Annotated in this window: 14 protein-coding genes; 11 read left to right on the top strand and 3 right to left on the bottom strand. The window is 39.3% G+C overall.

Translation table 11 applies throughout. The features are described from left to right. Window positions 1–31: 31 nt before the first annotated feature. From R2Q70_RS19145 to R2Q70_RS19095, 11 genes are all read left to right on the top strand, one after another. Window positions 32–607, top strand: coding sequence for an alpha-L-fucosidase (locus R2Q70_RS19145; protein WP_316809157.1), 576 nt, complete (start codon window positions 32–34; stop codon window positions 605–607). Next, the gene (locus tag R2Q70_RS19140) at window positions 576–1,442 is read left to right on the top strand and encodes an alpha-L-fucosidase (RefSeq protein WP_316809156.1); all 867 of its coding nucleotides are present in this window, start codon (window positions 576–578) and stop codon (window positions 1,440–1,442) included. The genes R2Q70_RS19145 and R2Q70_RS19140 overlap by 32 nt, the downstream gene beginning before the upstream one ends. Continuing rightward, window positions 1,423–2,808, top strand: a complete 1,386-nt coding sequence (locus R2Q70_RS19135) for a sulfatase (protein WP_316809155.1) — start codon at window positions 1,423–1,425, stop codon at window positions 2,806–2,808. The genes R2Q70_RS19140 and R2Q70_RS19135 overlap by 20 nt, the downstream gene beginning before the upstream one ends. Window positions 2,809–2,830: 22 nt before the next feature. Then, window positions 2,831–5,509: a DUF4962 domain-containing protein gene (locus tag R2Q70_RS19130; RefSeq protein WP_316809154.1), complete on the top strand. Its 2,679-nt coding sequence runs from the start codon at window positions 2,831–2,833 to the stop codon at window positions 5,507–5,509. Window positions 5,510–5,659: 150 nt separating this feature from the next. Continuing rightward, window positions 5,660–9,763, top strand: a complete 4,104-nt coding sequence (locus tag R2Q70_RS19125) for a two-component regulator propeller domain-containing protein (protein ID WP_316809153.1) — start codon at window positions 5,660–5,662, stop codon at window positions 9,761–9,763. A gap of 27 nt (window positions 9,764–9,790) precedes the next feature. Further along, a complete protein-coding gene (locus R2Q70_RS19120; RefSeq protein WP_316809152.1) occupies window positions 9,791–10,588 on the top strand; it encodes a hypothetical protein in 798 nt (265 codons plus the stop codon). A 280-nt stretch (window positions 10,589–10,868) separates the two neighbouring features. Next, a complete protein-coding gene (locus R2Q70_RS19115; protein ID WP_316809151.1) occupies window positions 10,869–11,795 on the top strand; it encodes a formylglycine-generating enzyme family protein in 927 nt (308 codons plus the stop codon). 840 nt (window positions 11,796–12,635) lie between these two features. After that, window positions 12,636–13,028: a hypothetical protein gene (locus tag R2Q70_RS19110; RefSeq protein ID WP_316809150.1), complete on the top strand. Its 393-nt coding sequence runs from the start codon at window positions 12,636–12,638 to the stop codon at window positions 13,026–13,028. Between the two features lie 111 nt (window positions 13,029–13,139). Beyond that, the gene (locus tag R2Q70_RS19105) at window positions 13,140–14,258 is read left to right on the top strand and encodes an efflux RND transporter periplasmic adaptor subunit (RefSeq protein WP_316809149.1); all 1,119 of its coding nucleotides are present in this window, start codon (window positions 13,140–13,142) and stop codon (window positions 14,256–14,258) included. A gap of 71 nt (window positions 14,259–14,329) precedes the next feature. Then, the gene (locus R2Q70_RS19100) at window positions 14,330–17,470 is read left to right on the top strand and encodes an efflux RND transporter permease subunit (RefSeq protein WP_316809148.1); all 3,141 of its coding nucleotides are present in this window, start codon (window positions 14,330–14,332) and stop codon (window positions 17,468–17,470) included. Between the two features lie 4 nt (window positions 17,471–17,474). Continuing rightward, window positions 17,475–18,911, top strand: a complete 1,437-nt coding sequence (locus R2Q70_RS19095) for an efflux transporter outer membrane subunit (protein ID WP_316809147.1) — start codon at window positions 17,475–17,477, stop codon at window positions 18,909–18,911. Window positions 18,912–19,717: 806 nt separating this feature from the next. Here the strand turns inward: R2Q70_RS19095 and R2Q70_RS19090 are convergent. The 3 genes from R2Q70_RS19090 to R2Q70_RS19080 form a co-directional block, all read right to left on the bottom strand. Further along, a complete protein-coding gene (locus tag R2Q70_RS19090; RefSeq protein ID WP_316809146.1) occupies window positions 19,718–21,436 on the bottom strand; it encodes a CocE/NonD family hydrolase in 1,719 nt (572 codons plus the stop codon). A 79-nt stretch (window positions 21,437–21,515) separates the two neighbouring features. Further along, window positions 21,516–22,115: a hypothetical protein gene (locus R2Q70_RS19085; RefSeq protein WP_316809145.1), complete on the bottom strand. Its 600-nt coding sequence runs from the start codon at window positions 22,113–22,115 to the stop codon at window positions 21,516–21,518. Window positions 22,116–22,117: 2 nt separating this feature from the next. Next, on the bottom strand, window positions 22,118–22,585 hold the full coding sequence (locus R2Q70_RS19080) for a sigma-70 family RNA polymerase sigma factor (protein ID WP_316809144.1): 468 nt from the start codon (window positions 22,583–22,585) through the stop codon (window positions 22,118–22,120). Window positions 22,586–23,284 lie beyond the last annotated feature (699 nt).

Raw genomic sequence — 23,284 nt, 5'->3', positions numbered from 1 at the left:
CTTACAACCCAATTATATTACATGACATAATATGTTAAAAATCTATTTAGCTTCATTCACCCTCACATTCTTTTTAGTCATTGGTATAGCATCTGCACAATGCATAAACACCGATAAATTGGATTGGTGGAAAGATGGCAAATTTGGCCTTTTTCTTCATTGGGGGTTATATTCAGTTGGTCATTGGAATAATGCACCGCAGAAAGGCAATGAGCATTTTATGTATTTTGAGCGTATTCCGATAAAAGACTATGCAAAAATAGCAGAAACATTTTATCCAACGCAGTTTAATGCCGAGTTATGGGTGCTAAGGGCAAAAAAAGCTGGCATGAAATACATCGTTATTACGGCCAAACATCATGATGGTTTCGCGATGTACAATTCACCCAGTAATAATTTTAACATTGTTAATCTTTCACCATGGCATAAAGATCCAATGGTTGATCTGGCCAAGGCATGTAAGAAGTACGGTTTGAAATTTTGCTTTTATTATTCCCTCGGTAGAGATTGGGAAAGTCCCAATACGGTTTGGAATAAGATTGGAGCAAAATCAGGCAATACTTGGGATTACCCGAATGAAAGTAAGAAATTACCAAAAATATATTGACGAAAAGGTAAAACCACAGTTAAAAGAACTTTTAAGCCAATATGGTCCAATAGGAATGATTTGGTTTGACACACCAGAGGGAACAACTCCATCACAGAGCGAAGATTTACGTAATTATATCCTGGATATACAACCGAATTGTATCATCAACAATCGTATAGGTAATGGGTTCGGAGATTACACAGTTTCCGAGCAGAAAATAAGTGCTGGTAAAGAAGTTCAGGCTTGGGAGGCCTGCATCACTATGAGCAGGAAATGGGGATATAGTAAGTTTGATAATGAATGGAAATCCTCCGAACTGTTAGTTCGTCAGCTGGTTGAAGTTGTGTGTAAGGGCGGTAATCTTTTGTTGAATATTGGTCCAAGTGACCTGGGTGAGTTCCCCCCAACCAGCGTTGCTAATTTAAAGGTTATTGAGCAATGGATGAAAGTAAACGGTGAGGCTATTTATGGAACGAAACCCTGGTTTGTGCTTAATGAACAAAGCATATCCTTCAATGGTAGTCAGGAAGACGTGATGGGGAAGTCGGATGCAGATTTAACCTCCAAAGATATTTTTCCTGACTATTATTATAATCAAAAAGGAGATAACGTTATCTATCTATTTGCTCGCAGTGTACTAGAGAAAAAATTGGAGGTAGAGAGTTTAGTCAAACAAGGCATAAAAATTAAAGCGATTAAGTTACTTGGCAATGCTGGTAGAATATCGTGGGAGAACAAAAAGGATAAAACTACTATCGAGATACCAGAAGATTTTAAAGCAGTTTTACCGGTTTATGTATTTAAAATAGAATTTTCTTCAAAACAATCTAAAAATGAACAGACAAGATCTTAAACATTCCTTACTGTTGTTCTTAATGTTTTGCAAACTAAATAATGCAATTGCTCAGAATAAACAGCGTCCAAACATTCTAATCATCATGACTGATCAGCAGACTGCTGAAGCCATGAGTGCTGCGGGGAATAAATATATGAAAACCCCTGCTATGGATAAGCTTGCGAAAAACGGTGTTCGCTTTAAAAGAGCCTATTGCGCACAGCCACTTTGTACGCCATCACGTTCTTCAATCTTTAGCGGTAAAATGCCACACGAGACGGGTTTTGTTGGCAATGCGCCTGAGAAAGATGGACAATGGCCAGATAGCTTATTGATGATGGGTAAAATATTCCAGAATGAGGGTTACCAAACTGGATATGTTGGTAAGTGGCACTTACCTGTACCTGCAACCAAAGTTAGCCAACATGGATTCAACTACATAGAAAATACCAATTTCTTGGATTATAACGATGCCGCAACGCCATCCTTTAGCGCCAGGTTTATTATGGAAAATAAAGATAAGCCATTTTTATTGGTTGCTTCCTTTTTAAATCCCCATGATATTTGCGAGTGGGCAAGGGGTGAAACATTAAAGATGGATGTTTTAGCAAATGCCCCACCTGTAGCGGAGTGCCCACCTTTACCTTCAAACTGGCGAATTCCCGAACTGGAACCAAAAATTGTACGGGATCAGCAAAAAACGGTGGGTTTGCGCACTTACCCATCAGTAGGCTGGACTGGAGATCAGTGGCGGCAATATCGATGGGCTTACAACCGTTTGGTCGAAAAAGTGGATGGTTATATTGGAATGCTCTTAGGATCGCTTCAAAAATATGGCGTGGAAAAGAATACGATCATTATTTTTACCGCAGACCATGGCGATGGATACGCCGGCCATAGCTGGAATCAAAAGCAGATTTTATACGAGGAATCAACAAAAGTCCCTTTTATCATCTCCAAAATGGATGGTTCAATAAAACCCCGTATTGATGATATGTTGGTTTGCAATGGTACTGATATTATTCCAACAATTTGTGGCCTTGCCGCTGTAGACAAGCCAGGTTATTTGAAAGGAGTAAATTTAAGTAAAAGATTGATTAACCCGAACGTTTCACTTCGCGATACTATGGTTATAGAGACTGAATTCGCCGATAACGAAGAGTTGCTGGGTATCAGCGGAAGAGCGGTAATCACAAAGGATTTTAAGTATATTGTTTACGATAAAGGACTACTTCGTGAGCAACTTTTCGATCTGAAAAAAGATCCTGGAGAGATGCATAATCTGGCAAAGGAAAATGCAAGCAAAAACAAGTTATTAAAAATGAGAAATTACCTTAAGCAATGGGGCACAAAAAATGGCGATAAATTTAATTCAGGTTTGTAGAAAAGTATCTTAATATATGATAATGAAAATTTTTATAGCACTTTTTACTTCCTTGCTCTCGATTAAGTCCTTAGCACAGGAGCCAGGTGTAAAACAAGTTAATGAAGCAAAACTTCATGCCCGGGTACGCGAATGGCCATATCCTGCTAATGGAATAACGGTTCCCACAAATGCACCAGCTTTATTGTGGCCAGGTACAAATGGTAAGAATAAGGTTTTACCAATGGAAAGTGGTAGTGAGATTCCGGAAGATCCAAATATTGAAAATGTAAAATATAAAGTAATGTTGGCCACAGATCCAAAATTTATAAGCAATGTGATATCGGGCAAGGAACAGCGATGGGCAGTATATCCACTGCATCAGGCTTTAAAACCTGGTAAATGGTATTGGAAATATGGTTACACACTAAAAAATAGCAATAATTGGATTTGGTCTGAAACCTACGACTTCTTAATAGATCCCAAGTACGCTAATTTACAAGTTTCGCCATCAATAGAAACCGTGCTAAAACGGAATGAAGGATCGCACCCATTATTGTGGAATATGAACCAGATTGGGGAAGATTTTTACAATAGAAATCTCCAAAATCCTGAAGCTAAAAAGTTTATTGCTTTTGCTGAAAAATTGATGTTGGAGCCGCTTCCTGTTGAAAAACCTCAAAGAATTATTGATACTACAAGTAAAACACCTTTAGAAAAAAAGATTATTATTGAGCGGATGTATCACGGCTTTGGTGATGCGGTAGGCACACCAGTTAGAAATCTTTGCATTGCATTCCAGTTAACCAAAGACAAACGTTTTATTCTGGATGCAAAAAGAAGAGCGTTGAATATTGCCAACATGGATCCGAATGGTTTGGCTACCGGTGATGATTTTACAAGTGGCGCAGTATTGGAAGCTTTAGGCTGGTTTTATGATGCAGGTTACGATTACTTAAATCATGAAGAAAGGCTCCGCTTTAAAAATATGATTACGCTGCGGGCGAAGAGGGTTTATGATCATCTTCCCAACCGTTTTGAGCTTCATGTCAGCGATAATCATGTTTGGCAAATCACTTTAAGAAACCTGGCTATTGCAACAGTATCAGTAATCAACGAAGTACCGGAAGCAAAAGAATGGTTAGCCTATATGTATGAAGTGTGGTCGGCGAGGTTTCCGGTTTTGGGTGCAACTGATGGCGGTTGGCATGAAGGAAATGGCTATTTTAGGGTTAACTTTAAATCGATTATCTACCTCTCTCAAATGTTCGGTGATTTTAGTGGAGTAGATTATTTTAAGCTTCCCTGGATGCAAAACTTACCCTATTATCTCATCTATACGCATCCTAACGGTTCTGCCTCGACCGCAACGGGTGATATGTGGGAAAATATTCCATACATCGTAAAAGGAGAAGCCTGGTTTGCAGATGCACTAGCTCTTAAAGTAAATAACCCCTATCTAAACAATTATGTGGCGAAGATAAAAATCGATAACCCTGAATATTTCAGAGGAACGGATGATTATCTGCTTTTTAGATTGCTTAATTACAAGCCAGACCGAAAGATCGCAACAAAATCTTTTGATGATTTACCCAAAAGCAGGGCTTTCAACGATGTAGGCGTTGTGGCCATGCATGAAAACCTCAACGATGCCAGAAATAACCTAAACAGTTATTTATTAAGCAGTCCTTTTGGTGCATCAGGTCACGGACATGCTTCACAAAATGCTTTTACCGTAAATTATAAAGGTAAAGTACTTTTTGGTGGAAGCGGGTATTATAGCAATTTTAGCGATAAGCATAACCTTTTTTATTACAGAAGTTCAAGGGCATATTCAACAATTTTAGCGGATAGCATTAGTCAAAAGATTGGCGAAGAAGGATTTGGTTGGATACCAAGATCAATCAGTGGTAAAAACATTCAATATGCTTTGGGAGATGCAAGTAATGCCTACGGAAAGATCCAAAGTGAGTTTTGGTTAAACCGTTTTGATCAGATCAAAGTTGCGCCAACAGCAGGGAATGTGTACGGAGAATCGGGCGTAACCTTATATCGCCGGCACATGCTTCAGCTTGCTGGAGAATATATTGTGCTTTACGATGAACTATCAGCCAGCAAACCTGTAAAATGGACTACCCTGTTTCATGCACCATATAGCAAGATTCAAGCAGAAAATTCGAATGCAACAATTCGAAAAGATTTCACTACTGAAAATGATTCTGTACGCAGCGTGGCAACAGTTTTTGCCAACAGTCCGATTAACTTGGTGGTACATAATCAATTTTCTGAACTTGCCGAAAATTGGAATAAGGTAACGGATGATGAGGGTAAAATCAAAGATTTCAAAAACCAATGGCATGCGGGCATCACGTCTCTGCCAGCTAAAAACTTCAGATTTTTAACGATTATACAAATTAAAACCGGTAAGGTGGAAGTGATTAAAATGCCTGATAGCGATGAAGGGATTTGTGAGGTAAGGATAGGAGAGTGGCGTATTAGGGCACAGTTGAATGGCGATAAAAAGGCTGCATTAACAATAGACGGAGCGCAAAGCGAATCGTTATTTACTTATGGAAATATGCCGGTAAAATTTCAGGGGAAGGCCTTGGTTCGAGATCTAAAGGGAAGTTCTGTTTTGCTTGAGATGATCGATGGTAAGTTAGTCAAAAAAGAAGTGGTAGATCAGTTTCCTGATGTTTTGAAATATGATAGCGCTAACTAACATGTTAAAATTGATCACTATTAAAAGATTTTTAATCAAATTTAAAAGTGGCTTACATGATGCATCGCTAACTTCGTAATGTTGAGTGTGATTATGTAAACTTATAAATGCTTATCTTGAATATTTAATCATCAGGTTATCATAAATTCTATGCTTCTACAGAAGTTATCAATCATACAAAAAGCAAATTGGTTACGATTCAGGTGGCTGAATGCCATTTTTGTATTATGCTTTATTGTGATAACTGGCGATTCGGAAGCGCAGGTTTCTGATCGTAATTTTAGAAATATTTCAGTAAGCAAGGGACTTTCCCAGAGCACCGTTTTCTCGATAAAGCAGGATACGCTGGGATTTATCTGGATGGCGACGCAGGATGGACTCAACCGCTATGATAGCAAAGGTTTTAAAGTCTACCGTCCTGTTAAGGCTCATCCAAATAGCCTTCAATCTTATTACATCCGCACATTATTTGTCGATCATGTCGGTAATTTATGGATAGGAGGTAATCAAGGCGTTAGCCGATACGATTATGCCAAAGATGAGTTTATCAACTATAAATTACCTCGGAGCTTAGGGGAGTGGTATGTTTCTTCGATTACTGAAGATGAGCACCATAATCTTTGGGCAACTTCAGTGGTGGGTGGTATTTTTCAGTTGTCACCAAAATCAAAGACTTTTGAGGAAGTAAATTTAAATTTATTCGATTATGGAATTAGGAAAATAGCTTATATCGGCAACTGGAAAAAAGATCTTTTGATCGGAACCGATGTTGGGCTTTTCAAAAGGTCGGGAAACAAGGGCCAATTATCAAAAATTGATCTGGGTTCGGAGAAAGCAGCGATAAATGAGGTTTATCTGGATGGTGACCTTTTATGGGTGGCCACAGAAGGAGCTGGATTAATTCGCTACAATCCGGAAACGAATCAAAATAAAACTTTTTTACATCAAGCGGATGCGAACAGTATTGCCGACAATAACATTAGGAGTGTAGGGAAAGATACACAGGGGGATATCTGGCTTGGAACGTTCAAAGGTTTGTCTATTCTTAGTGCTGCTTCTGGGCTGTTTGATAATTATTTTCATCAGGTTTCTCAACCCTACACCATTAGCCAGAATTCAGTTCGGTGCTTTTTCAGGGATAAGCAAGATGGTATCTGGTTGGGTACATTTTATGGAGGGGTAAATTATTATCATCGCAATGATATCAAGTTTAACCTGCTGAGTCAAAACACGGGCAAATTATCGTTAAATGATGAGGTGGTTAGTGCCATCAGTCAGGATAAAAAAGGTAATTTTTGGATCGGTACCAATGATAAGGGGCTGAATTATTGGGATAGAAAGAACAACACGATTATCTATTATACGAGCAGTGAGCGCAACGCCAGCACATTGGCATCAAACAACATAAAAGCTATCGCTTTTGATGATCGCGAGCAAGTACTGATCGGAACGCATAATGGCGGTTTAAATATATTAAACCCGGCTACAGGATCAGTTAAGCGTTTTTTACACAATGAAAATGATCCAAATTCAATTGCCGGTAATTTGGTATACGGCGTACTAAAAGATTATAAGGGCAGAATTTGGGTGGGAACCCGGTCTGGATTAGACCAATTTGATTCCGAAAAGGGGTTATTTTCTCACATTCATTTGGATAAGGCTGGCAAAAGGCTGAGCTCTGATGATATCACTTACCTTTTTGAGGATAGCAGGCGTAGGATATGGATCGGTACAACCAATGGAGTTACTCTGCTTTATCCGGATAATATGCTTTTCGGGAATACCGCTAAATCTCAAATTAGTGATGATGTAGTTACCTGTATAACTGAAGATAGCAATCAGCGAATATGGGTTGGCTCAAGGGAAGGCTTGAGTTTGTTCGATGAACCAAGCCAAACATTCATCACACATCGAAACCGAAAAGATTTTATAACAGGTACCATTTATGGAATTGAATCCGATCAGGAAGGAAACCTGTGGATTTCTACCAACAAAGGGCTTGTTCGCTACAATCCAGCGACCAAATCAGTCCAAACTTTTGATGAAAGCGACGGCTTGCAGAATAATCAGTTTAATGATTATGCTTTTTGCAAAGCCAGGGATGGGATGTTACTCTACGGGGGCATTAATGGCGTTTCTTATTTTTATCCCTCAAATATCAAACAACAATCCTTATCATTAAAAGTATCCTTTACTGCACTTGAGGTTTTCGGCCGAATGGTGAATATGGGCGATGAAACCGAAATACTCGAAAACCCACTGGATCAAACCAATAAAATTTCGATTGCTTCTGAATATAAGCAGTTTACCATCCGTTTCAATGCCTTCAATTATATTTCACCAAACCGAACCCACTACCTCTATATGTTGGATGGTGTGGATGAAAACTGGCAGCGAACAGATGATTTGAAGGTGGTTTATAATAATTTAAAAGCAGGCAACTACCATTTTAAAATTAAGGCTGTAGGCCCGAATGGAGAGACTAGTGCAGTGCGGAGTTTGCAAATCAATGTACTTCCACCCTGGTATAATACCTGGTGGTTTTACACTTTGGTATTCGCTTTTGCTATAGTTGGGGCTTATGTTGCTTACAGGATTATTGCAGAGCGTGTTAGAGCACTGCATCAGTTAAAGCTTGAACGTGTGGATAAAGAAAAAGTTCGCTACATCAATCAGATGAAAATGGATTTTTTTACGAACGTTTCACACGAATTGAGAACCCCACTAACCTTAATTCTTGCTCCACTGGAAGAAATGATCAATAAGCCACTGGCGCAAAAGGCGATTACAAAGCGTCATGAAATGATGCTCACGAATGCAAAGCGGTTGTATAATCTGGTCGATCAGCTTTTCGAGTTCAGGAAAACAGAAACGGGAACAAGGCGTTTAAAAGTAGAAAGGGGTGATATTGTAAGTTTTATACATGAGATATACGAATCTTTCAAGCCTTTATCAGATCAAAAAAATATCAAATATACTTATCGGTCTACCCAGGCAAAGCTTGCCTTTTTCTTTGACCATGATGCAATGGAGAAAATATTGTTCAACTTGCTTTCCAATGCATTTAAATACACTAGAAACCAAGATCAAATCAGTCTCGATTTATCTATCTCAAAAGATTATGCCATTATCAAAATAAGCGATACCGGTGTGGGGATTGGCAAGGATGATCTTGCCAAAATCTTTGACCGTTTTTACCAGGTCAACAACCAGGAAATGAACCTGGGTTCAGGTGTCGGTCTGGCTTTCACCAAACGACTGGTTGAATTGCATCACGGATTTATCCTTGCCGAAAGTGAAATTGGTAAAGGAAGTGTTTTCACGGTTTCGATCCCAACTTCAGATATTGCCTATGGAGATTTAGGTAAAAAAGACAGTGCGATTTATGAACTCTCTACTGTATCTGAAGTATTAACCAGCCAAGCGGATCAAAATGTTGAAGAGGTTCTGGAAGATTCCAATGTTGTTGAAGCAGACGGCATACACAAAAGCCATTTGTTATTAGTGGATGACAACCAGGAAATACTAGATTATTTGCGGGAATATTTTGAAACAGACTACCGGATTACCGTTGCGTTTGACGGACTTATGGCACTCAAAATACTTGAAGAACAGGCTTTTGATCTGATTGTGAGCGATGTGATGATGCCAGAGCTTGACGGTCTGCATTTTTGTAGACGTGTGAAACAGAATATCAATACGTCTCATATTCCTGTGATGTTACTCACGGCGAAATCAGAAATCGATCAGCAGATTAAGGGATTGGAAATGGGGGCTGACGATTATATCACAAAACCTTTTTCCATTGAGATGCTTGCAGCCAAAATTTCCAACCTGTTGAAAGCTAGAAAACGTTTGATAGATTATTACAGCGGCAGTAGGGAGGTGGTTCCTCAAAATCTGGCCTTCAATACCCTTGATGAAGAGTTTCTTAAAAAAGCAATAGATGTGGTAGAGAAGCATTTATCGGATTCAGATTTTTCGGTAGAAAAATTTAGTCAGGAGATTGGCATGAGCCGATCTAACCTCTATTTAAAATTTAAGGCAATAACAGGAGAATCAGCAACTGATTTCGTCAAAACCATCAGATTTAAAAAGGCAGTTGAACTGATGCAAAGCAAGCGATATACAATGGCACAGGTTACTTATATGTGCGGGTTCAACTCCCCATCTTATTTCTCAACAGCTTTTAAGCAATACTATGGTTGTATGCCGACCGAATACCTGATCAAGTTAGATTCAGAAAAAGGCTAGACCAAATTATCCACACATAATCAAATCATGACAAAAACCTATTTAAAATTCATCTTCACAGCAGCATTAATTAGTATAAGTAGCTACGTTCAAAGTCAAGTTGTTACGCTGGATCATTACTTTAACAGTGAAACCAAGCCAAGCGCAGACGGACAGAGTCACCCTTTTCATTATTTGTGGAACGATACGGAAATGACCGGCTTCTCTATTTTAGGTGCATCTTTTAAGGGTAATGGCGCAAAAGAACTTAGCGTGCTTTTTAAAAAACCAACAGCGAAAACGCTGGCAGGGAGTGATGTTTACATCATTGTAGATCCTGATCACCTGAAAGATAATCCTAAACCAAACTACATGAACTCTGAGGATGCAAATGCAATAGCGGGCTGGGTAAAGAGGGGAGGGGTTCTATTGCTTTTAGGAAATGATAAAGCGAATGCAGATCTGGAGCACTTTAATATTTTAGCGGAGAAATTTGGGTTCAGATTTAACAATGATTTAATCCTTCATGTTACAGATGATGCCCATTTCGAAGATGGAGCAATAAATATAAGCAATAACCAGATTTTCAAAACTTCCAGAAAGATTTTTATCAAAGATGCTTCTTCTATTTCCATAAGCCATACAGCAACGCCAGTCTTAAAAACCAGCAAAGGTGAGGTTGCAATGGTGATTTCTAAATATGGAAAGGGAATTGTTTTAGCTCTTGGTGACCCATGGTTGTATAATGAATATACAAATGGCAGGTTACCGCAAGGTTTCGAAAACGATAAAGCAGCAGATGATCTATCGAAGTTTATGCTTAAATCAATAAAATTGAAACGTTAATAAACATCAGCTAATCAACGGTGAGTTAGTAAATTCGGATGTATTAGTATTATTTATGCGCTATTTAAAATTTTCTTGATTCCATTATATGAGGGAAACTAAAACTTTAATCTTTACAATACTGCCTCTCTTTTGGTTAACATGCTCCGATTCAAAAAATAGTATCGGAATAAAACAACGGCAAGATTCTCTTGCTTCTTGCGGGCAAAATCTTCCTGATAGGTTTGGGGTATTAAGGGATTCCTCAAGTTTTGCTACCAATAAAGTTAGTCATCGCTGCATGGTGCTCATTCCTGCGGGAACGTTTAATATGGGCGCCAAGGATAAAGAAGGACGAGAGGATGAATATCCTCAACACAAAGTCAAACTATCTTCTTTTTGGATGGATGCTAATGAAGTAACGAATGCAGAATTCAGAATGTTTGTGGATGCGACTGGGTATCTGACAACTGCTGAGCGAAAACCGGTTTGGGAGGAAATGAAAAAACAACTGCCTGCAGGAACTTCAAAGCCGCCAGATAGTATTTTTGTTGCCGCATCGCTAGTGTTTTATCAACCTCAAACGATTGATGGTTTGGATAATGCTGCTCAATGGTGGCGCTGGATGAAAGGAGCTGACTGGAAACATCCCCATGGACCGAAAACCAATATCAATGGAAAAGATCATTATCCTGTAGTTCACATTTCTTGGGATGATGCGATGGCTTATTGTAAATGGTCTGGAAAGCGTTTGCCTACCGAAGCGGAATGGGAATATGCAGCAAGAGGTGGTTTGAAAGAGAACTTATATCCCTGGGGAAATGAGGATGTTGAAAAAGGTATTGCCAAAGCCAATACGTGGCAGGGCAGTTTTCCGATTAGCAATACAAATTGGGATAAATTTGGAGGCCTTGCGCCTATAAAACAATTTAAGCCCAACGGTTATGGTCTGTTTGATATGGCCGGAAATGTTTGGGAATGGTGCAGTGATTGGTATCGTTCAGATTACTATAAATCGGTCGGTCAATTAGCTACAAATCCAATTGGCCCCACAGATAGTTTTGACCCAATTGAACCAGGCATACCAAAAAAGGTTGTTCGCGGTGGTTCATTTATGTGCAACGTATCCTATTGTGAGGGTTATAAGGTTACTTCACGAATGAAAACCTCGACTGATACAGGTCTTGAACATACTGGATTTCGGTGCGTAATCTCTAATGGATTTTAACTAATAATAGTACTTCTGATTTGTGACTGCGACCTTTCTGGATGTCGCATAGCGCTGATTTTATCCTGGCTTACAAATTTATTTTTTCGTTCTGTTGCGAGATTTTATAAACTAACATACTTTATCACGCACTATCATCTTCGTGTCTGATTCGCGGTTCAAAATTTATTATTATTCAAACCACTGTCTATACCTATTGCGTGGTGGTGTGAAAAACCATCATTTAAGCATTGGTTAGAATAACTATTATAATTGATTTTTAGTTGGATAATGTATGTGCCATTCAATCCAAAATCTGTATCCGTTATCAAGTGAGAATTTGAACTATCAATCATCAAAAAATTAATGACGAGATTTGTGTGTATAGACCTAACCTCATTCATAAAAATAACATCATGAATCCATAAAGAAATATTTAGCATGGGAATCTAGGTCGCCTAAAAGTATATTTATATTTGTATCAAAAGATTTGACATTCAACGTTCATTTTTTAAAACAAAACTATCGTGAATATTTTTTCTATTAAAATCTACCATCTCTTGATAATTAATTAAAAATATCGTGTGCTATCGGTTATTGAGTGTATACACCTTAATACTTCAGTGTAGTGGTCTGAAGTTAATCATTTAATGATCAATCTTTCTCAAGCCAATGGGACTAACTTTCGCATGAATAGTATTTCACGGATCTCACTATTGAGCGATAATCTTACCAGAATGTTAACAGAACATCTCAAAGTTATTTCAATCAATAAACCACGCCTAAGTTTCAATTCTGTTACATTACTCCTGGATTGTTTTATATCGCTTTTTCTATCTTTGCCGGGATCCGTTTTTTAAAATGTCAAGAAACCACACGTCTATAACCCGTACAATACAGGCTTTACGTTACACCGTTTTCACGCTGGTGCTGGTGCTTTTTGCGCTTTTAAATTCATTAATTCCCAGTATAGGGCAGGAGGTTGGTTCTCATTTGGAGGATATCGGAGAACAGGTAACGGAATTTGTGGGTCTGGACAATCAGCAGATCGATCATCATTTTAGCTTTGTCAAAACCAAGGCAAACAAATACCGTAAAAAATACAAACACCTTAATGATTCCGGGCTTAATATACAGCCTTTCGCTAAAAGGATCACCCAGAATTATACAATTCCTCATTCATTAACCGGCTATCAACAGCCGCAGATTTCTTGCGGCCAACATGGTTTTCTTTACCGTTTAACTTATTTCTAAAAGCATTATTTAATTTTTCTATTCGCCTATTCAATAGGTATTAATGTATCTTAAATAATTTTCAACTGAAGCTGTAATGCTATGCTTCATTTTCAGAAATAACACACAACAATGAAACTAAGACGGATGGTAATTCCTATGCTTGCATTGGCTTTCGGCGCCTGCAAAAATGGCAATACCAATAATAATACAAAGGATATAGTAGAGATACCTGTACTCAAACTAGAAGCACAGGACACCTCGTTAACGAATGATTATGTTGCCGATATGCAGGCAATCAAAAATGTGGAAGTGCGTTCTCGGATGCACGGATTTATTGACCGGGTGATGGTAGACGAAGGTCAGCAGGTGAAGCAGGGACAGTTGCTATTTCAGTTGAACGACAGGGAATATTCCATTGCATTAAATAGGGCTAAGGCTAATTTGGCAAGTGCGCTCTCAGCGGCCAGTATTGCCGAGGTTGAGCTAGAACGAATCAAAACTTTAGTGGATAAAAAGGTAATATCCCCATCGGAACTATCATTGGGTGAAGCCAAATTATCCGAGGCAGCATCGAGAATCAAAACTGCCAAAGCAATGATTGACGATGCGAATCAAAAACTGACCTATGCAAAAGTTAGGGCTCCATTTTCGGGCAGGATAGACCGATTACCGCTTAAAGCGGGGAGTTTAGTCGAAGAAGGTGCATTGCTTACTACAGTTTCCGACACCAGACAGATGTATGCCTATTTTGACGTTTCGGAAAATGAATATCTGCAATTCGTTCGAAATGGTAAAGGCCGTTTCGACCATGATAAAGAAACCACGCTGATTCTGTCAGATGGAAGCATTTACCCTGTAAAAGGTAAAATCCAGACACATGAAAACGCTTTTTCGGACAATACGGGATCGATTGCATTCAGGGCTATGTTCAATAATCCAGGCCACATTCTTAAACATGGTGTATCGGGAAAAATCCGTTTAAACTCCCGGTTGACAGGTAGTGTCCTGGTTCCTCAAAAATCAGTTTTTGAAATCCAGGATAAGAGCTATGTTTTTGTGCTCGATAAAAACAATATAGTCAAGATGAGGAGTTTTGTTCCAAAACTAAGCTTGTCAGGCTATTATGTAGTTGGTTCAGGCTTGAAGCCAGGGGAAGTCATTGTCTATGAAGGCGTTCAGGAACTTCGTGATGGAAAGGTGATCAAACCGGTTTATACAACCATGAAAAAACTTTTAGCCAGCAAATAATCAATTTTATCTTTCTTGATCAATGCTGCCTGTGCTTTGCGCATGGCGATGCATTTCAATTGTAAATACAAATGGTAGAGACATTTATCAGACGGCCTGTGCTTTCACTGGTCATCTCTTTAGTTTTAATATTACTGGGCGTGCTTGCTCTTTTCAAGCTGCCCATTACACAGTTTCCAGACATCGTTCCACCCTCTGTAGTGGTAACCGCTAGTTACAATGGCGCCAATGCCGAGGTTTGTGCAAAAGCAGTAGCCACACCTTTGGAACGGGCGATAAACGGCGTTCCCGGCATGACTTATATGAACTCAGTCAGCAGCAACAACGGGGTGACGCTGGTACAGGTTTTTTTTAATGTAGGTACGGATCCCGATCAGGCTGCAGTGAACGTGCAAAATCGCGTCACTACGGTATTAGATGAGTTACCCGAAGAAGTAATTAAAGCGGGGGTTACCACTGAAAAAGAGGTCAACAGCATGCTGCTTTACTTAAATGTAACCAGTACCGATAAAGAAATGAACGAAGAGTTCATCTACAATTTTGCTGATATCAATGTATTGCAGGAACTCAAACGTATTGATGGCGTTGGTTTCGTGGAAATTATGGGGGCCCGTGATTATTCGATGCGGGTATGGCTCAAACCTGACCGAATGAAGTCTTACAATTTATCAGTTGATGATATTGTAGGTATGATGCGCAAGCAAAATATTGAAGCAGCCCCTGGTGTTGCAGGTGAAAATTCGGGTACGGGCCGCGAAGTTAAGCAATATGTACTGAAATATGGGGGTAAGTTTAACAGCATGGAGGCCTATGAAAGAATGGTGATCAAAGCGGACCGTAACGGTGCGCTGATTCGTTTGAAAGATGTTGCAGACCTGGAATTTGGAACGGTGAGTTATGATATGGTTTCCAAAACCGATGGGAGCCCATCGGCTTCGATCATGATCAAGCAACGCCCTGGTTCAAATGCCAGCGAGGTGATTGATAACATCAAAGCCAAAATGGCCGAACTGAAGGAAACAAGTTTTCCTCCGGGAATGCAGTATAACTATGCATATGATGTTTCGCGTTTTCTTGATGCCAGTATTCATGAAGTTTTGCGGACGCTCATCGAAGCTTTCATTTTGGTGTTTATTGTGGTGTTTATATTTCTGCAGGATTTTCGAAGCACGCTTATACCCGCTTTGGCTGTTCCGGTTGCTTTGATCAGCACTTTGGCCTTTTTACAGATCATGGGTTTTTCGATCAACATCTTAACGCTTTTCGCGCTGGTGTTGGCCATCGGAATTGTAGTTGATAATGCAATTGTTGTGGTCGAGGCCGTGCATGTAAAGATGTCTGAGGATCATCTCTCCCCAATGGATGCTACAATCGCAGCGATGAGGGAAATTAGTGGGGCTATCGTGGCCATTACCTTGGTGATGTCTGCAGTATTCATTCCAGTTGCATTTCTGTCAGGGCCTGTCGGTGTATTTTACAGGCAGTTTTCTTTGACGCTAGCCATATCCATTGTTATTTCTGGTGTTAATGCCCTAACCCTAACCCCGGCGCTGTGTGCTTTGATGTTGAAACATGATCCTGCACACCAGAAGAAAAAAAGCTTGTTGCAAAGATTTTTTACTTTATTTAATAAAGGTTATGATAAAACCGAACGTAAATTCGGAAGTCTGATCGGAAGCATTACCGGAAGAAAGCCGGTGACCTTGATCATGCTGGTTTTCTTTATCCTCGCCACCTGGTTAGGGATCAGCATCCTGCCATCGGGATTTATTCCCACAGAAGATCAGGGAATGATTTATATCAATGTCACTACCCCTCCCGGATCCACTGTAGAGCGGACCGAGAAGGTATTGGATCAGGTTCAAAAAGTTACCCAATCATTTGGTGCAGTAGAAAACGTAAGTACTTTGGCTGGATACAGTCTGATGAGTGAAATTACAGGCGCTTCTTACGGGATGGGCATGATCAATCTCTCTCCCTGGGACAAGAGAAAAGAAAGTGTGGATGAATTGATTGCTGAACTGAAGGAGAAAACACGCCACATATCAGATGCATCGATCGAGTTTTTTTCTCCTCCTACGGTTCCTGGTTTTGGGAATGCAAGTGGATTTGAACTCCGTTTGCTGGATAAGAACAAGGGAGAAGATATGGGCCGAACGGCAGGGGTCACCCAGGCATTTTTGAAGGAACTCAATGAGAGCGAAAGTATTTCAGGTGCTTTCACCAGTTTCGATCCGAATTTTCCCCAATATCTAATCAATGTGGATCAGGATATGGCCGCCCAGAAAGGGGTGACCATCGACAATGCGATGAACACCTTACAAACGCTTATTGGAAGTTATTATGCTACTAACTTTATTCGCTTTGGACAAATGTATAAGGTGATGGTGCAGGCTTATCCGCAATACCGGGGCAAACCTGAAGATCTGCTGAAGCTTTATGTAAAGAATGATCGGGGAGAAATGGTACCCTATTCCACTTTTATCTCTTTGCAACGAGTTTACGGGCCGGAGCAGATTAACCGGTATAATATGTATCCTTCTGCGATGATCACCGGTGAGGCCGCTATTGGTCATAGCAGCAGTGAGGCCATTGCCCGGGTAGAAGCCACCGCAAAAGAAAAACTGCCAAGGGGATATACCATCGAATGGTCAGGGATGACACGCGAACAGATATTGTCTGGAAATCAGGCCGTCTATATTTTTATCATCTGTTTGATATTTGTGTATTTGCTTTTAGCTGCGCAATATGAAAGTTTTCTGCTTCCGCTGCCAGTGCTTTTATCTTTGCCCGCTGGAATTGCTGGCGCATTCTTTACGCTGAAAATAGCGGGATTGGAAAATAATATTTATGCTCAGGTAGCCCTGGTAATGTTGATTGGCCTTTTAGGTAAAAATGCAATTCTGATCATCGAGTTTGCAGAACAGAAAAGAAAAGAAGGAGCAACTGTGATCGAAGCGGCCAGGGTAGGTGCGGTATCAAGGTTACGCCCGATCTTAATGACTTCTTTCGCTTTTGTTGCCGGTTTGATTCCGTTATGTATCGCCTCTGGCGCCGGGGCTATCGGGAACAGATCTATTGGCATGACTGCGGTAGGCGGTATGCTTATAGGTACGCTTTTCGGCGTTTTAATCATCCCTGGTTTATATGCCTTATTGGCGCCCAAAACACGCGAGCAGGACAAAGCAATTGTTCCATCCGAAAATTCTTAATATTATGAAAAGAAATCAATTTAAAACGATACAACAATATATTTTTCCTGCAGTCCTTATCTTATTGTCAGCATGCAATACTGTAAAACAGGTTGCCCTGCCGGAAGCCGCGAAAATGCCTGAGAAATTTAATGCAGTCGAGGCTGCACCGGAAGAAGCGCTGGGATGGAAATCAATATTCACCCAAAGTGAGCTCGATACCCTTATCGCTACGGCTTTAAAAGAAAACCTGGATATGAAATCAGGCATTCAACGGGTATTGATTGCGGGCGCAAATCTCCGTTTGAGCAAGGCTGCACTTTTACCTACACTTCGTGCAAGTGTTTCCGGAGGGTTAGATCATTTTGGGAAATATACGATGAATGGTGTAGGTAATTATGATACCAATTTCTCGGAAAATATTGATGCCAACCAGAAAATTCCCAGCCCGACACCTGATTACTTCGCTGGATTCAGAAGTTCGTGGGAAATAGATGTCTGGGGTAAGCTCTCTAACAGAAAAGAGGCGGCCTTCCACCGCTATCTGTCCACTACGAAAGGACTGAGATGGTATCAAACCCAATTGACCTGTCAGGTGGCGTCATTGTACTATGAACTTATAGCTTTGGATAAACGGTTGAAGATTTTAAAAGAAAATATTAAGTTGCAGAATAAGGGACTTGAAGTGGTAGAAGCACAAATGACCGGAGGCAGGGCTACTGCCTTAGCGGTGAGCCAGTTTAAAGCGCAGCGGACGGCTACGCAGGGAAAACAGTTTGAGATCAGGCAGGCCATTACCCGAGTTGAAAACCAACTGAATTTACTGCTTGGCCGTTATCCAAAAAAAATTCGCCGAGATACTTCAGCCATAAACTTACCGCTTCCGAAACAGGTTTACGCGGGCCTGCCATCGGCAATCATATTAAATCGTCCCGATGTGCAACAGGCAGAAGAAGAACTGAAAGCCGCTAAAGCTGATGTTTCTGCTGCAAGAAAAGCTTTTTTGCCAACCTTAACGCTAGATGCATATGCGGGCTATAATGGTTTTAGACTTCCTTTATTATTTTCGCCGGGATCACTGGCTGCGGGTTTTTTGGGCGGCTTAACGGCTCCTATTTTAAATCGAGCAAGTTTGAAAAATACCAATCTGGTTGCTAACGCTACTCAGCTAACAGCATTTTACCAATATCAGCAAAGCTTAATTAATGGATACCAGGAAGTAACCATGCAGCTTTCTGCACTGGAAAATTATAAACAGGCATATGATTATAAAACGACGGAAGTTGCAGAATTAAAGAATGCAGTCTCCACTGCAAATGATCTATACCTGGCAGGTTATGCCAGCTACCTGGAAGTTATCGTTGCGCAGGGCAGTGTGTTAAATGCTGAAATGGAGCAGATAGATCTTAAACAGGCATCTTATGCTGCCTTGATCGGTCTATACCGGTCCTTGGGTGGATAAGCGCGACTGGGAAGCAAGCCGCAAAGCGATTTTTCTACCGAACGATGATAACGATTCTAAGGTCGCTATTTTTCGATTAATGATTCCAAACACAAACCGCGGCTTGCTTCTTTTTATTAAGCAAATATTTTTTTGTTAAAAAACTGTTTGATGAATTGGACGAGGCAGTTAATTTTAAGATATACAGTCCCCACGACTACCAGACAATTTTTCAGAAACAGATCAAATAATGTTGCTTTATGCGTATTGATAAATTTACTTCTCAAAGCAGTCTGGAATGCATTAAAATAGGCGATTATATCCGAACTGGATCCAAATCAGCCAAAGTTTCGGATATTGAAAAAATCAATTATATAAATGAAACTCATGATTATTTTAAATTTCCCGGCAATATGAAAGCATTGTCAGTCATCAGATAACTTTAGAGAATTATGGTTGGTTTTTAGTTAAACATAGTCACCATTCGAGAATTGTATTAGCATAAGGAATGTCCATATAAGTTCTTTTTCAAAATCAGTTTCATAGCGTATGGTAGTATTTTCCAATTGTCTAGGGATCATTATGTAAAACGATTTTGCTCTTTGCCGTAACTGGTGCGAATAAAGTTACGGCTGAAAGAAAGATATAGTAGGCAGGAATACTATTGTTTGGTAAGACAATTTACCCTTTTCTTGAATTGAAGCATGTGAGCTAAAAGCATTTTATGGTTGACTATTAAAATAATTACAAATGATATAGCGAGGTTAGGTTGATATAGATCATCTAATATATATCCGTATCTGATGATGAGAAGCTCATAAATTTCATTAGCCTGGCAACACTGAAAGGCTTATATGGCTATCTGGATGCCACTCAAGCTGAAGGTCATCAACTGCATCAGCGATGGTTTCCTGACTCACAATTTTCCCTGTCCCATAATTAATTTCCATACCGGGGTCCAATGGAACGCCTAAAATAAAAATCAATTTTGATCCTTTAGCTATCTTGCGACTAGCGAAAAAGGTATTACCTGTAAGTTTTATTTTACCTGTTTTTCCAGGTATGAAGAGCTGACGCTTGCTGTGGTTTTTAGCATAGCTCGCCCTTAACATGTCATTATATAATCGTAAGTAACTGCCATTCGCCAATTTTTCATAGAGTTGCACGGTAATATCAAGGTCTTTTTTATTTAAACTCAAACTCAATTCCCCATCAAGCGAGCCCGCAATAGACATCGGTTGTTCAAACGCATCGCTTTCAAAGACAAGACTGTTTTTATCTGTATGCAATAAAGTATCCAAAACAAGCGCATTCCCAGCTGAAATGGTGCTGCTTCTATCTTTGAAGTTAATGCGCTGGCGAATAATTTCATTTTTGTTCCCAGATGATTTGCTAAGCTTATAGATATCACTCTCCTTTACTGCACTCAGAAAATAGTTTAATTTTTTTATGGTAATTTTCTCAAGGCTTTCGGCATGTTCCCATCTATTTGCACCCATTACCTGAAAGTTAACCTTTTCTTTTAGCAGAGATGGTTTAGGGCCGCTTTTAAGTATATGGTCAAACCAGTCGAACGTGAGTTTGTAAACCTTAAAAATTGCTGCGGAATCAATTTTGTAGCCACCAACCGAAGCTGGCATCGTCATTTGCTGAAGGCTAAAGTGATCATAGGGCCCCAGGACCAGATAATGGTTTGCATATTTATTGTTTTTATTATGTTCTCTGAAATAATGCATTGCCCCGGATTGGTCAACATCATAGTACCCGGCTATTGTTAATACAGGTATATTTAGCTTTGCGTATTCCTCTGCGGTCGGGGTCAATTTTTTCCAGTAATCATCATAAGAAGGATGACTTAACCACTGCTGAAACTGCTCATTTGGCCTGCCTTCTATACTATCCAGCGAAGCAAAAGATTTACCGCTTACAAACCATTCGTTAAATACATTAGACCATTTCTTTCGATCAGCAAATTCCTGTACGCTTTTACTATCCAGTACCTTGCTGTCAGTTGCATAATGAATCCAGTTTAAATTATAACCTAAGTTAATGTTGTTGTGGAATGGAAAGTCAACACCAATACCAACTGCAGACTGGGGGACTATTGTTTTTAATGCTGGATGAAGGTTTTTAACGGATGCCCATTGGCTAAATCCCAGATAACTGGCACCATACATACCCACTTTTCCATCGCACCAGGATTGTTTGCTAACCCAGTCAATCATTTCGTAAGCATCTTCAGCATCATGGGCAAAAGGTTCAGCTTTTTGACTGCTCAAATATTTGCCCCTTAAATAAACTGTCACGCCTACATATCCCCTGAGACAGGCAATAGAATTGAAGAATTTATCAGCCTCCAGGTTTGTATAAATGGAATACCGCACGATTGCTGGCAGCGGTTTGCTTATGGCTTTATTTTGCGTTACAATTGCGGTTAATTCACTGCCGCCTTTAAGCTTTATAACAATGCTATCAGTGATTTTAAATTCCTGAGCTGATGCCCGGTAAGTGGCCAGCAATAACAATAAAAGAATTATTTTTTTCATAATGTTTGGTTTTAAAAGGCATAGCAATAGCCTTAATGTATTTTATACAAGAGTATTTTAAATGTGATATATTATTTGTTTAGGTAGTCTGCTCAGAAAGGGCTTGAAGATTTTTTATGTACTTTCCAAAATGATGATCGAAAAAATATTTTGTAATGTAGGGCTGTAAAAATCCTGCGACTCCGTAAATGATCAGTCTTAACGGTAGCGCTACGGTTTTCCAGAATGCAAAATCTTTATCCGGTTGAAAATACATTGTTGCTTCGAGGATGATGATGAATGCTGCCAGGAATATTCTAGCGAAAACAAGGTGATGCCTGGCATTTTGTTGCAAAAGATGCATGTTTTTTTGTATGCTGCTTTTCACTGATTCTGTATTGGCATCTTCCATTTTTTCTACCAGTTTGTAATCACGGTAATACATTAATGCAAGCATCAAAGCAATGGGTATAATAAACCAGATAAATGCACTTTGCTGTAAAACTGGCTTAACGATCATGGCTACCGTTAGAAATGCTGCTACAAGTGGAAGTAAAACCATCTGTTTTTTATACTTTGCTTTCAGTTTGCCCAGCGAATCATTACCTTTTTTGCTAAGTAGTTCATCAAGTTTGTGAACTGGGGCTTTGTATTTTTGGCTGGAAAGCGTCCAGTCCTGTTTTAAGTCGTCGAGTTCCATTATTATATATTTTTGGTCAGTTGGCGTAATTTTTCTTTAATGCGGTTCATTTTTACCCTGAGTGTCCCATTGCTTATTCCAAGGATATCTTCCATTTCCTCATAAGATTTATCCTCTAGATAAAGCATAACTATTGCTTTTTCAATATCATTTAATTGTTCAATTGCGGCGTACATGCTTTGAAACTTTGCCTCTTCCGAGTCACCGTATGCGTGCTCGGCTAACTCTATGTTTAATGTCTCGATATCAGTGGTGTATATTTTCTTCTTACCTTTCCTGTACTGTGTGATCGCTACATTGAGACCGATCCGGTAAAGCCATGTTCCAAATTGGGATTCACCACGGAATTTTGGATAGGCATTCCAAAGTTGAATAACGATTTCTTGAAAAAGATCTTGCCGGTCATCTTCAGTATTGCGATATAATCTGCAGATTTTAAAAACCATTCTTTCATGATCTTTAATCAGCATTTCGAATGTTTGATGTAGGTTACTATTCTTCAATTTTTGAATGTTTGGACAGTAGGTCGCAAATAGTAAAAAAAAGTTACAGGTTATTTAAATTATTTTTTGGAAAAACTTTTTTAGAAAAAAATTAATTGATCCTTTTGAAGGTAAAAACCTATAATAGCAATTGATTATTATATTGCACTCTGTTCGCATGTTTTAAGTTTCCATTTTGTGTTCTATAGATCTATAATTTAGTGATTTGTATAAATCCTTCCGGCTAAGCCAAAAAGCGTTATCAATAAGAAACTGTGCGTACTATGTTGAGTTTAAAATGCTGGATGGAAACTAAAAGGTATTAGTTATTATGGATTTATATTGTTTTCGTAAGTCGGTCCAAGATTCATCAGTAATATATATTAGAAATTAAGTTTTGCCAATAAAAAATAATTGACCATTCCTTCGCACAGCGTATGGCTCATGAAGATTGTTAAATTTTTCGTTTTAAGAAACAATTTTTCTTGGCCTTAATTGATGTTATTAAACTTACAGCTTAAAGAAAAATATTCAGTCGGGGATAAATACTTTCGTGTTTTGCGATGAGGTTTCACTAATATAATATTCACACATCTAGGTTGTACCCAAAAGGAAAGCTTGTTAGTTTTGGTAGTATTCAAAAAAATCTAAACTATTAATAGGCAAACTTAATTCTCAATGTGGGTA

Origin of the sequence: Pedobacter agri (genome assembly GCF_032678665.1) — a bacterium.
Classification (GTDB): Bacteria; Bacteroidota; Bacteroidia; order Sphingobacteriales; family Sphingobacteriaceae; genus Pedobacter; species Pedobacter agri_A.
The sequence above is the reverse complement of the archived record's forward strand: the minus strand, read 5'-3'. Positions and strand labels throughout refer to the sequence as shown.